Here is an 11,719-nt window from a genome sequence, read left to right as displayed (position 1 = left end):
TCGATACGTGTCGACATTGAGACCACACCCTTGTTCATACTTGTTCAGCGTAGGAGTACGCGCTCAAAGTATGTGAGGCACGACTGTAGCTACGCGATCAATATATGTAAGGTACGCCGCTGATTTGCTTACACATGGTGGCTCCCCTATAGTGGAAAGCACGCCGCGGGGTGGAGCAGTTCGGTAGCTCGCCGGGCTCATAACCCGGAGGTCAGAGGTTCAAATCCTCTCCCCGCAACGAGAAAGAAGGCCCTGGACCTAATACTTAGGTCCAGGGCCTTCAGCTTTCCTGTCAGGTATTCCTGCGGCTTAGCCTATTTGCCAATGTCGTTGAGCAGGTTTCGTACCGAGTTGTTGAACGGTGTTGACAAAACGTAGCGTGGCCCAGAAATACTTGCGCGTGAGGTCACCCCGAAAACGTATCCGAGGTCTTTGGAGGTGCGCTTGCTAAGCCATGGCCCGCCGCTAGCGCCACCGCTCATCGCGCACGAGGACATTCTCATATCGTTGAGAAGCCGGTGGCGTTTGAAGGTGTTTCCATCGCAGTAGTGGGCGCGTTCCCCGTAGAACGGCTTCTCACCTGGCCAGCCCCAGATGCGGACCCCGTTCCGCCGGTGGCCCAAGTTGTAGGAGATGCCGTTTCCGCCGACGGCCTGCACTAGGGTTTTACCCCTCAGTTTGTGGACGGTGAAGAAAGCCTGGTCACGTGACGGGTCAGAGTGTTGCCTCCAGCCCTGGAAAGTGGTGGCTCGTTTCCAGTTCCACAAGCCACTCGGTGCCTTGCCGTTCCTGTAGGCCGGAGCGAACGCGATGTTGGAATGCCATCCCTTTCCTTTACCGCCGTGTACGCAGTGCCCTGCTGTAGAGACAACACTCTTGTTGGCAGTGTTAATAACTGATCCTGAGCAGGCGTAGTCTTTTCCCTTATATGTGAAAAATACTTTGCCTGCGGTAGAAGGCACTGGCGCTGAAGAAGCTCGCGCGGAATTCATCTCTGTCGAGCTAGAGTTGCTAGGCGATACCGGGTGGGAATAGTGCTCCTCTTTATTGTTTCCGGAAGCCTGCAGGTCGTCGCTAGCTGGCGCCCTCAACGGCACACTGCTTTGAGGGGCAAGGGCTGCGTTAGCGGAGGAAAAACGGTCAGCTGGAATCGCAGACCGCATCTTTTCTTCAGTCCAGTACCCGGCCGGGTCAGTCGTGGTAGCCGATGACTGAGTGTTGGCAGACGACTGAGTGCGGAGGGAGGACTCAGCGTTGGCGTTGCGGTGATCCGGTGCTGTGATGGATACAGCTTGGTCGTTCTCGTTATCTAGCTGCCGTGGTGCCGCTTGAGCGGTGGCTGTTAGCGACGTTGAGAAAACGGCGGTACATAACGCGTAAATGCCTACCCGTACAAAGGGTTTTCTGTTAAACATGTTTTCCTATCCTGTGTACTGCATTCGGACAGTCTCAGAATAGCTATGAATTGTCTGTTGGAAAACTTTGAATATACTTTGGGCGTGGCTTGAGGGTGATGATTTGAGATGATAAACCTCTGCCCGGGGCGGTGCCCCGGGCAGAAGCGGCTATGAGACCTCTCTATCAGTCCTCCGTTAGGAAACGTTCGGCGAACCTAGGCCCCGGGTTCACGAAGACCGTGCCCGGTTCAGGAGCTTGCAGGTTCGGGTCATTCTCGGCTGCCGCCTCAAGCGCTTCTTGCGGTACGCCCAGCTGCGGCTCGAAAGTCCCGTCCGGCAGCCAATAGTAGACGTTTCGGCTCAGCATCCCTCCGGGAGCATCGAAACCGGCTTCCGGGGTCAGAGCGCTGAGAGTTTGGACAATCGGAACGAGGTTATTGATGCCCGCATCGGGGTCGATGCGCGAGTACAGGATCGCTGAACGGTTAGGGACCGCGACCATCAGGCCCTCTGGCGCTTCAACACCCAGTTGCTGCAACAGGGCAGGTATGTCTGCGACCTTGGATGCGATGAACATCGAATCTCCGGTCACGAAATGCACACCGTCCTTCTCGAAGCCCTCCTCGATGGGTTCGGCGTTCGTGTTGCGTTGACCTTGGGCGAACAGTTCCTCGAGTGGCACTCCAAGGTCTTGGGCGGCACCCTGTGTCAGCGTGCTCACGTGCGTGGGATGGTCAATGCACAGAACCTGCAGCAGGTCGCCACCGAAAGTGCGTGCGTATTCGAAGCCATCGGCATCTAATTGAGATTTTTCGAAAATACGGGTCCTGATCCGAGCAGACAGCTCTTCGGAGCTCAGCTCAGGCTCACTGTTGGTGTTCGCGACTGCCGTGGAGAATTCGAGCCACCGGTGCAGGGTTTCTTGCCAGTCCTGCTGCGGGAGGCGTTGCATCTCGTCAGCCAAGTTGTCCATCGATACTGAGCCGCCAGTCTCGAATTCGAGGATGTGGCCTTCTTCGGTAGTAAGTGGTGTAGCGGTGATACCGCGCGTTCCGAGCTGCTGGATCAGGAACCCGGCGGCTGTGTTGAGGATGTACTCCCTACTGATTTCTGGCTGTTCACTCATACTGTGTTCTCTCGCTTGTCTTGTGGTGTGTCTTGTGAGGGGCGCTGTGTCGTTTCGTTGGTGCCTTGTTCTATTCTGCTGGTGGGCGGTTCAACATGTAAAGCACCATTTTCGCTTTGGTTAGCGCTTTAACGGCGTGCGGTAGGCGTGTGGTGAAATGCACCATGCCGCCCGGGTGCAGGGTTACCGTTTGGTTGTTTGCAGTGATTTCTAGTTCACCTTCGAGGGCCTGCACAATCACAGGCATCGCGGCTGTGTGTTCGGATAGTTCTTTTCCTTCATCGAACGCGAACAACACCACGTTCACTCCTTCGGAGCGCATGAGCTTGGCCGAGGCAGTTGAGTTCGGAGAATACTCAATGTGCTGTGCAAGGTTGTCGATGTACCCGAGTGCAGCGGTCTGTGAAGGTGTGGATTCACTCATGGTTGGGTTCCTCTCGTGTGATGCTGACGGGCTTTCCTAGACGGGCAGGGTGAGCCGTTAGCCGATCCATCCGTGGCGGCGAGCGATCTCAGCTGCTTCGTGCTTGGATCTGGCGCCTAGCTTGATTTGAATGTTGGACAGATAGTTGCGCACGGTCCCGTCTGCGAGGTTGGCACGCACGGCGATGTCGTGGACGGGTAATCCGAGCGCGGCGAGTTCCAGAACGTCTGATTCGCGGGCAGTTAACGGTGAATCGCCTGCGGCGATCGTGTCCGCGGCAAGGGTAGGGTCGATCGCGCGCTTACCTGCGTGGATGTCGGTAATAGCGCGGACCAGATCGTCAGCCTGCGCGTTCTTCGGTAGGAATCCACGCACGCCTGCTTCGAGCGCTTTCTTGAGGTAACCGGGGCGGGCATGTGAAGTGAGGATCATCGTCGCGCCAGCAGCCCCACGAGCCATGAGCTCTTTGGCGGTCTCGATGCCGTTGATCCCACCCAGCTGGAGGTCGAGGACCGCCACATCGACCCCGTCCATGGCCTCGATGGCTTCCTCCCCGGAGGAATACTCGGCTACAACGGTGAGCTCCTCGTTGAGGGAAAGTAGCGAGGCCAAAGCCGAGCGGACGAGGTCTTCGTCATCAACGAGCGCAATACGCAACATGGTCTTCTCGCCTCTGTCTCCGCCTCATCGTGGTTCGCATTAAGCATCGGTCAGTGCCCTGGCCTACTTGCCTAGGCCTACTTACCCGGGCTTACTTGAGTGGCTATGCCTCTTTCTGACGCATATGCCTATTTCCACTGTGCCGAGAGAATGAACGTATCGTCCACTGTTTTAGCTGAGAGCGTGGTGGGGGAGAGGCGGCGTTGCAAGGCAGCAAGCCCAGTCCAGCCCTGCCCAGTCCAGCCCTGCCCAGTCCAGGCCTGCCCCGGTCTGCCTCGACGCGACTTGTTGTGCGGCATCCCGTTATTGGTGATCCTCATACCGGACCCGTCCACCTCGACGGTGACCTTAGTGGCGTTGGAATGTTTGAGGATGTTGGTGGTGGCTTCGCGGATGATGTACGCGGCCTCGGTCTCCTTGGATGCAGGGGGTTTCCCGTTCACGGTGACTCTGGCGCCGCTTGCTTTAAGCAAGGAGACAGCGCCGGGTAGTTCGCTACGCCATTCGGGTTTCTGGTAGGTGGAAACCATCGCCCTCATGTCGGTCGTAGATCTGTTGGTCAGGTCCACGATGGCATCCAGCGGAGCTGAGGGGTCGGAGCCTCGTTGAACCAACTGCTTGGCCGTTTGGGCTTGCAACGAGATCGCTGCGAGGCGCTGGCCCATGACGTCGTGCAGATCGGCGGCGAACCGGAGGCGTTCCTCGGCCAGCCGCATCGTGGTTTGGGCCCGGGCTGATTCCTCCATGGTGCGCAGGATGTCTAGGTACCAGACGGAGGATTTGAAAGTGACCCACAGGGCTAACGCGTAGATGATGTAGCTGAAGTACAACGGGTTGGGGACATCGGTGATGACGGTGTAGGCGATCGCGGTGCCTACGGGGACGATTCCCGCCCACAGTGGGCCGATTGAGGTGATGAGCGACGCCGCGGTGAGGAATGAGGCTAACAGTCCGGCAGGGATCGCTTCGGGAGTGTTCGTCCATGTGAAGGCGATCGGCGCGAGCGCTATGGGCGCCAGAAGGGCAACGGCCTGGCTCCATGAGGAGCGCAGGTCGATGCCCTTCATGATCCAGGCGCAGTAGATGATGCCCGTAATCGTGGTTTGGATGCCGATGGCTGCATAGGCCGGGGCTTTCGTGACTGCTTCGGGGTGTTGCGGATAAACAAACACCCACCAGGACAAGACGGTGAGGATGGGTGCCGAGATGACGAGAGTCCACTGGAATGACCGGTAGGCGCGCCGGCTCCGGCTAACCTCGAAGGACTCAACTGGTCGAAATCGCCACATTTGCCCTCTCCTGATTTACCCTCTCCTGGACCAACGGAACTTTGTGGCCACGATCATAGCGGTTAATACTATCCAACCGACAAGGATAGCCATCGGTTTGCCGGCATCTGCGAGGTCGCCGCCGAACCAAGCGATAGACATGACGTCGGCCATCGCGGTGGTCGGGATGAACTCGGTGACCGTGGTCAGGGTGTCATTCAAGATGTTGCGCATCGGGATGAGGCCGGGCCCGAGGGTGAGCAGCATAATGACGGGCATGGAGGTGATCTGTGCGGACTCTGCGGTGCGGGTGAAAATCGTTGTTGCTAGCCCCGCTAGCAGGAACAGCACCACGGTTGCGATGACGCACGCGGCAAGCAGAGGGATGTTGGTGGGGATGGGGAGATCGAGCACCGCGATAGAGACGGCGAACATGCCCACTGACATGATGAGGCCGAGGAAGAAACCTGGGCTGACAAGGGAAGCGAGGATGGTGCCGTCCCCGACTTCACCGGCCCTCAACCGGGTCAGCACTTGTTCTTCGCGTCGGTTCACGGCCGCTGAAAGCGTGTTGTAGTAGGACACGAATGTGAGCCCGATGGCGAGGATCAGGGCGACGAACATCCCGAGGAACTCGCCCATGCCCTCACGCTTAGCCATTTGCGTGAACATGAGAGGCACGGCGAGCGGCAGCGCGATCGCGTACATGACTTGCATGGTGTTGCGTCGTAACAGGGTGAACTCTGCCTTAGTGAGGCTGGTCCATTGGGAGAACGCGGATACGGTACGGGTTTCGGTCGTAGTCATCGTGGTCTCCGTTTCTGTTAGGCGCCCCGTGGGGCGGTTGGGTTGGTCTGTGTAGCAGCTGAATCAGCTTGTGCGGCTGAGTAGCTCGCTGGGTCGTCGGCAATGCTGAGGAATACGGATTCCAGCGAGGCGTGACGTACGTCGATGTCGGTGAGGGTGACGTCGTTGTGGCGGGCCCACACGAGCAGCTCGGTCAGATCGTGTTGCAGGTTCATGGTGCGGATCTCGGTGACGCCATCGTGGGTGGACATGTCTTCGAACCGGGGCAGGTCAGGGCGGGCGCCTACCCGGATGGTTGAATGGTGGCCGGCAACCACGTCCGAGAGTGTGCCGGAGGTTGCGATGCGTCCGCGGTGCATGATCGCGAGCCGATCGCATAGCTGCTCTGCTTCTTCCAGGTAGTGGGTCGTGATGACGATGGTGGTGCCGTTCTCGTTGACCTTACGTAGCAGGTTCCAGGCGAGCCGGCGGGACTCCGGGTCGAGGCCGGTGGTTGGTTCGTCGAGGAAGAGTAGGTGCGGCTGGCCGACGAGCGCGCAAGCAAGGTCGAGGCGGCGCCGTTCGCCGCCGGAGAGCGCCGAGACGCGGACGCCGGCGCGGTCGGTCATGTCCACCATCGCGAGCACATCGTCCACGGGGAGGGGAGTGGACAGCGTCCCGGCCCACATCTTCAGGGTCTCTTTGGTGGTGAGGTCGGGTGGGAAACCGCCTTCTTGAAGCATCACGGCCTGGTAGGGGCGGATCTTCTTGCGGTCCTTCACGGGGTTCTTACCGTAGACCCGCACCTGGCCTTGGGTGGGTTTGGCTAGCCCTTCGAGGATTTCGAGGGTCGAGGTCTTCCCCGCACCGTTGGTGCCGAGGAGCCCGAAGACTTCACCAGGGACAACATCGAGGTCAATGCCGTCCACGGCGGTGAAGTCTCCGTAGCGCCGGACGAGGTTTCTTACTTCGATGATTGAACTCATGTTTCAACCCTATGGAGGCAGGCTGGCCCGCCGGTAGGGCATGCGCACACGAGAAAATATGAAGATGTGTGGGGTAGGGGATGACAAATGTCACCGGTGGCGGTGTGGTTGTTCGATACGATCAAGCTCTAGGCAGGATGTCCACGACGCGTCCGATGGCTCGCTACCGGGTGCCTCATCTGCCTGTTGTGTATGTGAAGGCTGACTAGAGGCCGGCAGAGAGTGCAGGCCATGGTTGGGGACGTGAATTACGCCGCTGAGCAGCGCGAGCGGATGCAACGGGTACAGAGGGCTAAGAACTACGCTGATTCTCTGCGCAATTCGGAACGGCCGGACACGATCATCGTGTGTGACTTTGACCGTTTCCGTATTCACGATCTAGACTCCGATGATCCGGAGAGCGGCTACGAAGAGTTCCGTTTGGAGGAACTGCCGGAGCAGTTGTATCTGCTCGATTTTCTGGTGGATCCAGAGCTGGAGCGTCGCCGGCGTGAAGAGAAGGTATCTCTTGATGCTGGCGAGCTGATCGGCAGGGTCTATGACCTTTTGCGGGCCCAATACATTGATCCGGATTCGGAAGATTCCAAGCATTCGCTCAACGTGTTGTGTGTTCGTCTGGTTTTCTTGCTTTTCGCTGAAGACGCAGGGCTTTTCGCGAAGGATGCTTTCTATAACTACCTCAAACCGATTCCTGCGGATCGTATTCGGCCGGCGTTGAAAGAGCTTATTGCTTACCTGAGAACTAAGCCGGAGGAGCGGGATCCTTACGCTTCTGACGCGTTGAAGGCTTTCCCGTACGTGAATGGCGGGCTGTTCGAGGCGGATGTCGAGGTTCCGCAGTTCACTCAGCAGATCGTCGATGTGCTTCTGGAGGAAGTCAGTGACGGCACGGATTGGTCGCAGATCAGCCCGACTGTTTTCGGCGGTGTTTTCGAGTCCACGCTGAACCGGAAACCCGACGTTCCGGTGGGATGCATTACACGTCGCCGCAGAACATCCATAAGTTGATCGGCCCGTTGTTTTTGGATGAGCTCAAGGCCGAGCTGGACGGGATTCTCACGGCAGAGGGTGTGGGGGACCGTAAGCGACGTAACGATCTAAACCGGTTCCACGACAAGATCGCGTCTTTGTCGTTTTTTGAAACTTTCATTCCACGACGGATACAAATGCGCTCACCGGTCCAATCGCGGCCTTCAACGAGATCATCGGATGCACCATCGACGACCCAAAGGTCTCTCAGATAGCAAGTGATGTCGGCGCGCCTTACACAGTCTGGGAAGACGAAGAACTCCCCGCCATCCATTGGATCTTCGAGGGCAAGGGCCTGGAATTTTGCTTCGATGATGAGATCCTTACAGCTATCTTCTTCCAATTCATCGCGGAAGATGTCTGGAATGTGGGCTCCTGGTCGGGGTCGCTCATTGACGGATTTGTGGCACCAGATATCACCCCAGAACAAGCCGATGCCACCTTCGGGGAACCTGAAGCTATCGGTTGCGGGAGCCCTACGTGGCGGCGCTACGAGATCGGCGACCACTTCATCCACTTCGATTTTGGTGAAGAGGGCCTACACAAGATCACCCTCCTCCTGGACCCCCGAAGTCCAGAAAAACTAAGCACGCGCCGTACCTGTTTCGGCTAGTCGGCCTGAGCGGCCTCCGCAGGAAGCGCCGCCAGCCAGGGGAATGTGTATCTGCTCATTCAAACCGATGGCAGCGATGCCGAGCGTGAGGCGCAACTGGTGCTCGAAGTGGTCGAGCGGGCCGGTGGGCGGGCCGTGCTCACCACCGACCCCGAGGTAGCCGCGTTTGGGAGGCGGCAAGTGAAATGTTTCGGGCGGCACTTGCACTCGGCGGCACGCTCTCGGGCGAGCACGGCATCGGCCTGCTCAAACGCCGCTGGCTCGGCGACGAGCTGGGCGATCGGCAATATGAGTTGCAGCGGCAGATCAAGCGCGTCTTTGATCCGAAAAACATTCTCAATAGGGGGCAAGGTATTTGCTGAATAGTGACTATTGAGTGCATTTGTGAATTGTTGATGGTGCCGACTCGTTAATTTCTCATCGAACCTGAAGATAGCGAGGTAGCTGCGGGAGTACACTGAGCTTGGGCGTTATCGTCGCCGATCGGCGCGTGATCCGTGCCGACCCATCTTCCAATTAGGAGGTCGTAATGAAGGCCGCACGCTACTACGGAAATCACGACATTCGCATCGAAGACATTCCCGAGCCGAAGGTCACCCCTGGCACAGTCGGTATTGACGTTGCCTGGTGCGGTATCTGCGGCACCGACCTGCACGAATACCTCGACGGCCCCATTTTCTGCCCGCCCGCGGGGCACCCACACCCCATCTCGGGTGAAGAGTCGCCCATCACGCTCGGGCACGAAATGTCGGGCGTTGTCTACGAGGTGGGCGAGGGCGTTGAAGGACTCGAAGTTGGTGACCACGTTGTCGTGGAACCCTACATCATCGCTGACGGCGTCGACACTGGCCCCGACAGCAACGACTACCACCTGTCAAAAGACATGAACTTCATTGGCCTGGCCGGTCGCGGCGGTGGCCTGTCAGAAAAAATCGCGGTCGAGCGCCGTTGGGTGCACAAGATTTCGAAGGATATTCCCCTCGACCAGGCCGCGCTCATCGAGCCGTTCTCGGTAGCCGTGCACGCGGTTGAGCGCTCGGGTGCCAAAGCCGGCGACGTCGCTATCGTCGGCGGTGCCGGGCCGATCGGTGTGCTCTGCGGTGCTGCGCTCAAGGCCATCGGAGCCACCGTCGTGGTGTCTGAGCTGAGCGAACTGCGCCGCCAAAAGGCACTCGACTCGGGTGCCGCCGACTACGCCTTCGACCCGCGCGAGGTCGACGTGGTCGAGAAGGTGCGCGAACTCACCGACGGTAAGGGCGCGAATGTCGCCATCGAGGCCACCAGCGTGCAGGTCGTGCTTGACACTCTGATGGATGCACTGCGTCCCACCGGTGTGCTGCTGATCGTCTCGATCTGGGGCCACAAGGCCGACTTCGACATGCACAAGCTGGTCATGAAGGAGATCGACATGCGCGGTTCGATCGCGTACGTCAACACGCATCCCAAGACCATCAAGATGGTTGAGGAAGGCAAGGTCGACCTGAAGCCATTTATCACCGGCAAGATCGGCCTCGACGACCTCATCGACAAGGGCTTCGACACCCTCATCAACCGCAACGAAACCGCGGTAAAAATTTTGGTGTCGCCCTCGGGTGAGGGTCTCGAATAGTCCCAACGAAGTGCGTGCATCCTGATGCGCACGCTGAACGCCCCGCAGTTTTGCTGCTGCGGGGCGTTCGCTTTGGGTCCGGGTGGGCTGCTGGGGCTGTTTTGTGACACTAGGCTTGGAGCATGTCTGAACTGTCTTCGCGGGCATCCGCAGAAATTCAACTCGTAAACGAACACGGCACCAATAACTACGGCCCGCTGCCGGTGGTGCTCGCTGAAGGCAAGGGGCCTGGGTCACCGATGTAGACGGTAAGCGCCACCTCGACGCCGTCATGGCATACTCGGCCGCAAACTTCGGCCACTCGAACGACAAGTTCATCGATATCGCCTGCGCCCAGATGCGCAAGCTCGACGTCACGTCGCGAGCGTTCTACGCCACCGGCTTTGGCGAGTTCGCCGAGGCGATCACGAAGCTGTCAGGCCTCGACCGCGTGCTAATGATGAACACCGGCGCCGAAGCCAACGAAACCGCGATCAAAGCCGCCCGCAAGTGGGGCTACAAGGTGAAAGGCGTGGCCGCCGACCAGGCCAAAATCATTGTGATGCACGGCAACTTCCACGGCCGTACCACGACCATCATGTCGTTCAGCGATGACGAAAACGTGCGGGATGGATTCGGTCCGTTCACACCGGGATTCGTGAGCGGAAACCTATATTCAGCTGCGGAAGATGGAGAACAAGATTCTTTCCGAGCTGCATAACGATCAAACGTTGCTCGGGTTATCTGAACAGCATTCGCCGTTGAAGGTTTCCCTGAAGCAGTTTCACGGGATTGAAATTAATGATTTCGCAGTGAACGTGGCTAAGACTGCGATGTGGATCGCTGAGCTGCAGGCTAATGCTGGGGCCGAGACGGTGGTTTATAGCCAGATCGAGGATCTACCGCTTCAAGACTCGGCGCATGTGGTGCACGGGAACGCGTTGCAGATCGACTGGGCTGAGGTGCTCGACCCGTCAGAGTGTAGCTACATCATCGGCAACCCGCCGTTTGTTGGTGCGCGCTATCAGTCCAAAGAGCAGAAAGCTGATGTGCTCCGTGTATTCGGGGGAGCCCGCAACGCGGGAAACGTTGACTTCGTGGCGGCCTGGTTTATGCTTGCTGCCCGCTACATGGGAGATCATCCTGTGCGTGCGGCGTTCGTATCGACGAATTCGATCTGCCAAGGCGAGCAGGTAGCGAATGTGTGGTCGCCGATCTATGACCTGGGTGTACGTATCGACTTCGCCCACGACACGTTCCGTTGGACGACCGAATCCTCCGGTGCTGCGGCGGTGTTCGTCGTCATCGTGGGTTTCTCCAAACGCGGTGGCGCAAAGCGTCTTTACCACTATTCGACGGTGGATGCGGAGCCCGTGCTGGAACATCCGGACCAGCTGAACGCCTACCTCAAAGATGCCCCGGATGTCTTTGTATGGAGCCGTAACAAACCGCTCTCGGACGTACCGGTGGCGGGTATCGGTTCGCAACCGATCGATAACGGAAACTATCTCTTCACCGCAGGCGAGAAAAAAGCGTTCCTGGCAGCAGAGCCGAAAGCCGAGCGTTTCTTCCACCGATGGTTCGGTTCCCAAGAGTTCATTAAAGGTATCGAACGTTGGGTCATGTGGCTAGGTGAAGCCACACCAGAGGAACTCACTGCTATGCCGCGCGCTATGGAACGAGTTCAAGCGGTCCGGGAATATCGTTTGGCATCTTCGCGCGAAGCGTCCTGGGTTTAGTTCCTACCTCAGCTAAGGAAGGATTGAACTATGCCTAGAAAGTATTCCGTCGAGTTCAAGGAGAAGGCGGTCCATCAGATCATCGAAATGGTCCGCCTGGAGT

Annotated in this window: 13 protein-coding genes, 1 tRNA gene and 1 pseudogene; 7 read left to right on the top strand and 8 right to left on the bottom strand. The window is 58.3% G+C overall.

All coding sequences use genetic code 11. From position 1 onward, the window contains the following. The first annotated feature begins 164 nt into the window (after positions 1 to 164). Positions 165 to 238 (top strand) — tRNA-Met (locus MHJ63_RS09625). Positions 239 to 314: 76 nt separating this feature from the next. Here the strand turns inward: MHJ63_RS09625 and MHJ63_RS09620 are convergent. The 7 genes from MHJ63_RS09620 to MHJ63_RS09590 all read right to left on the bottom strand — a co-directional run bounded on the left by MHJ63_RS09620 (position 315) and on the right by MHJ63_RS09590 (position 6,647). Next, positions 315 to 1,415, bottom strand: coding sequence for a trypsin-like serine peptidase (locus MHJ63_RS09620; protein WP_239447285.1), 1,101 nt, complete (start codon positions 1,413 to 1,415; stop codon positions 315 to 317). 166 nt (positions 1,416 to 1,581) lie between these two features. Beyond that, positions 1,582 to 2,523 carry a hypothetical protein gene (locus tag MHJ63_RS09615; protein ID WP_239447284.1) on the bottom strand — a complete coding sequence of 314 codons (942 nt, stop codon included), beginning with the start codon at positions 2,521 to 2,523 and terminating at the stop codon, positions 1,582 to 1,584. A 70-nt stretch (positions 2,524 to 2,593) separates the two neighbouring features. Then, a complete protein-coding gene (locus tag MHJ63_RS09610) occupies positions 2,594 to 2,947 on the bottom strand; it encodes a cupin domain-containing protein (protein WP_239447283.1) in 354 nt (117 codons plus the stop codon). A gap of 57 nt (positions 2,948 to 3,004) precedes the next feature. Further along, a complete protein-coding gene (locus MHJ63_RS09605) occupies positions 3,005 to 3,607 on the bottom strand; it encodes a response regulator transcription factor (RefSeq protein WP_239447282.1) in 603 nt (200 codons plus the stop codon). Between the two features lie 128 nt (positions 3,608 to 3,735). After that, positions 3,736 to 4,896 carry a sensor histidine kinase gene (locus tag MHJ63_RS09600; RefSeq protein WP_239447281.1) on the bottom strand — a complete coding sequence of 387 codons (1,161 nt, stop codon included), beginning with the start codon at positions 4,894 to 4,896 and terminating at the stop codon, positions 3,736 to 3,738. Between the two features lie 15 nt (positions 4,897 to 4,911). Further along, a complete protein-coding gene (locus MHJ63_RS09595; protein ID WP_070507168.1) occupies positions 4,912 to 5,682 on the bottom strand; it encodes an ABC transporter permease in 771 nt (256 codons plus the stop codon). A gap of 17 nt (positions 5,683 to 5,699) precedes the next feature. Continuing rightward, positions 5,700 to 6,647: an ABC transporter ATP-binding protein gene (locus MHJ63_RS09590; RefSeq protein WP_239447280.1), complete on the bottom strand. Its 948-nt coding sequence runs from the start codon at positions 6,645 to 6,647 to the stop codon at positions 5,700 to 5,702. 231 nt (positions 6,648 to 6,878) lie between these two features. Here MHJ63_RS09590 and MHJ63_RS09585 point away from each other — a divergent pair, with 231 nt between their 5' ends. Beyond that, positions 6,879 to 7,655 (top strand): type IIL restriction-modification enzyme MmeI, encoded by a 777-nt coding sequence (locus MHJ63_RS09585; protein WP_338110396.1) that lies wholly within the window; start codon positions 6,879 to 6,881, stop codon positions 7,653 to 7,655. Positions 7,656 to 8,259: 604 nt separating this feature from the next. Here the strand turns inward: MHJ63_RS09585 and MHJ63_RS09580 are convergent. Next, the gene (locus tag MHJ63_RS09580; protein ID WP_239447278.1) at positions 8,260 to 8,469 is read right to left on the bottom strand and encodes a hypothetical protein; all 210 of its coding nucleotides are present in this window, start codon (positions 8,467 to 8,469) and stop codon (positions 8,260 to 8,262) included. On the opposite strand from MHJ63_RS09580, the pseudogene MHJ63_RS09575 reads away from it, so the two are divergent. The 5 genes and pseudogenes from MHJ63_RS09575 to MHJ63_RS09560 all read left to right on the top strand — a co-directional run. Next, positions 8,454 to 8,651, top strand: a pseudogene (locus tag MHJ63_RS09575) (FAD-binding oxidoreductase); the annotation flags it as partial. The gene MHJ63_RS09580 and the pseudogene MHJ63_RS09575 overlap by 16 nt on opposite strands. Positions 8,652 to 8,818: 167 nt before the next feature. Continuing rightward, positions 8,819 to 9,898, top strand: coding sequence for a 2,3-butanediol dehydrogenase (locus MHJ63_RS09570; protein WP_070491423.1), 1,080 nt, complete (start codon positions 8,819 to 8,821; stop codon positions 9,896 to 9,898). Between the two features lie 122 nt (positions 9,899 to 10,020). Further along, entirely contained in the window at positions 10,021 to 10,143 is a 123-nt protein-coding gene (locus tag MHJ63_RS10080) for a hypothetical protein (RefSeq protein ID WP_338110395.1), read from the top strand. A gap of 26 nt (positions 10,144 to 10,169) precedes the next feature. After that, positions 10,170 to 10,598: an aminotransferase class III-fold pyridoxal phosphate-dependent enzyme gene (locus MHJ63_RS09565; protein ID WP_070491421.1), complete on the top strand. Its 429-nt coding sequence runs from the start codon at positions 10,170 to 10,172 to the stop codon at positions 10,596 to 10,598. Further along, positions 10,567 to 11,616: a DNA methyltransferase gene (locus tag MHJ63_RS09560; protein ID WP_239447277.1), complete on the top strand. Its 1,050-nt coding sequence runs from the start codon at positions 10,567 to 10,569 to the stop codon at positions 11,614 to 11,616. Before MHJ63_RS09565 ends, MHJ63_RS09560 begins: the two co-directional genes overlap by 32 nt. Positions 11,617 to 11,719: the final 103 nt, after the last annotated feature.

It is taken from the genome of Pseudoglutamicibacter albus (assembly GCF_022346425.1).
In the GTDB taxonomy this organism is placed as follows: Bacteria; Actinomycetota; Actinomycetes; order Actinomycetales; family Micrococcaceae; genus Pseudoglutamicibacter; species Pseudoglutamicibacter albus.
The sequence above is the reverse complement of the archived record's forward strand: the minus strand, read 5'-3'. Positions and strand labels throughout refer to the sequence as shown.

Bases quoted from the DNA above. Each gene is read 5' to 3' on its own strand.
- MHJ63_RS09620 (WP_239447285.1), bottom strand. From the start codon at position 1,415: ATGTTTAACAGAAAACCCTTTGTACGGGTAGGCATTTACGCGTTATGT.
- MHJ63_RS09615 (WP_239447284.1), bottom strand. From the start codon at position 2,523: ATGAGTGAACAGCCAGAAATCAGTAGGGAGTACATCCTCAACACAGCC.
- MHJ63_RS09610 (WP_239447283.1), bottom strand. From the start codon at position 2,947: ATGAGTGAATCCACACCTTCACAGACCGCTGCACTCGGGTACATCGAC.
- MHJ63_RS09605 (WP_239447282.1), bottom strand. From the start codon at position 3,607: ATGTTGCGTATTGCGCTCGTTGATGACGAAGACCTCGTCCGCTCGGCT.
- MHJ63_RS09600 (WP_239447281.1), bottom strand. From the start codon at position 4,896: ATGTGGCGATTTCGACCAGTTGAGTCCTTCGAGGTTAGCCGGAGCCGG.
- MHJ63_RS09595 (WP_070507168.1), bottom strand. From the start codon at position 5,682: ATGACTACGACCGAAACCCGTACCGTATCCGCGTTCTCCCAATGGACC.
- MHJ63_RS09590 (WP_239447280.1), bottom strand. From the start codon at position 6,647: ATGAGTTCAATCATCGAAGTAAGAAACCTCGTCCGGCGCTACGGAGAC.
- MHJ63_RS09585 (WP_338110396.1), top strand. From the start codon at position 6,879: ATGGTTGGGGACGTGAATTACGCCGCTGAGCAGCGCGAGCGGATGCAA.
- MHJ63_RS09570 (WP_070491423.1), top strand. From the start codon at position 8,819: ATGAAGGCCGCACGCTACTACGGAAATCACGACATTCGCATCGAAGAC.
- MHJ63_RS10080 (WP_338110395.1), top strand. From the start codon at position 10,021: ATGTCTGAACTGTCTTCGCGGGCATCCGCAGAAATTCAACTCGTAAAC.
- MHJ63_RS09565 (WP_070491421.1), top strand. From the start codon at position 10,170: ATGGCATACTCGGCCGCAAACTTCGGCCACTCGAACGACAAGTTCATC.
- MHJ63_RS09560 (WP_239447277.1), top strand. From the start codon at position 10,567: ATGGAGAACAAGATTCTTTCCGAGCTGCATAACGATCAAACGTTGCTC.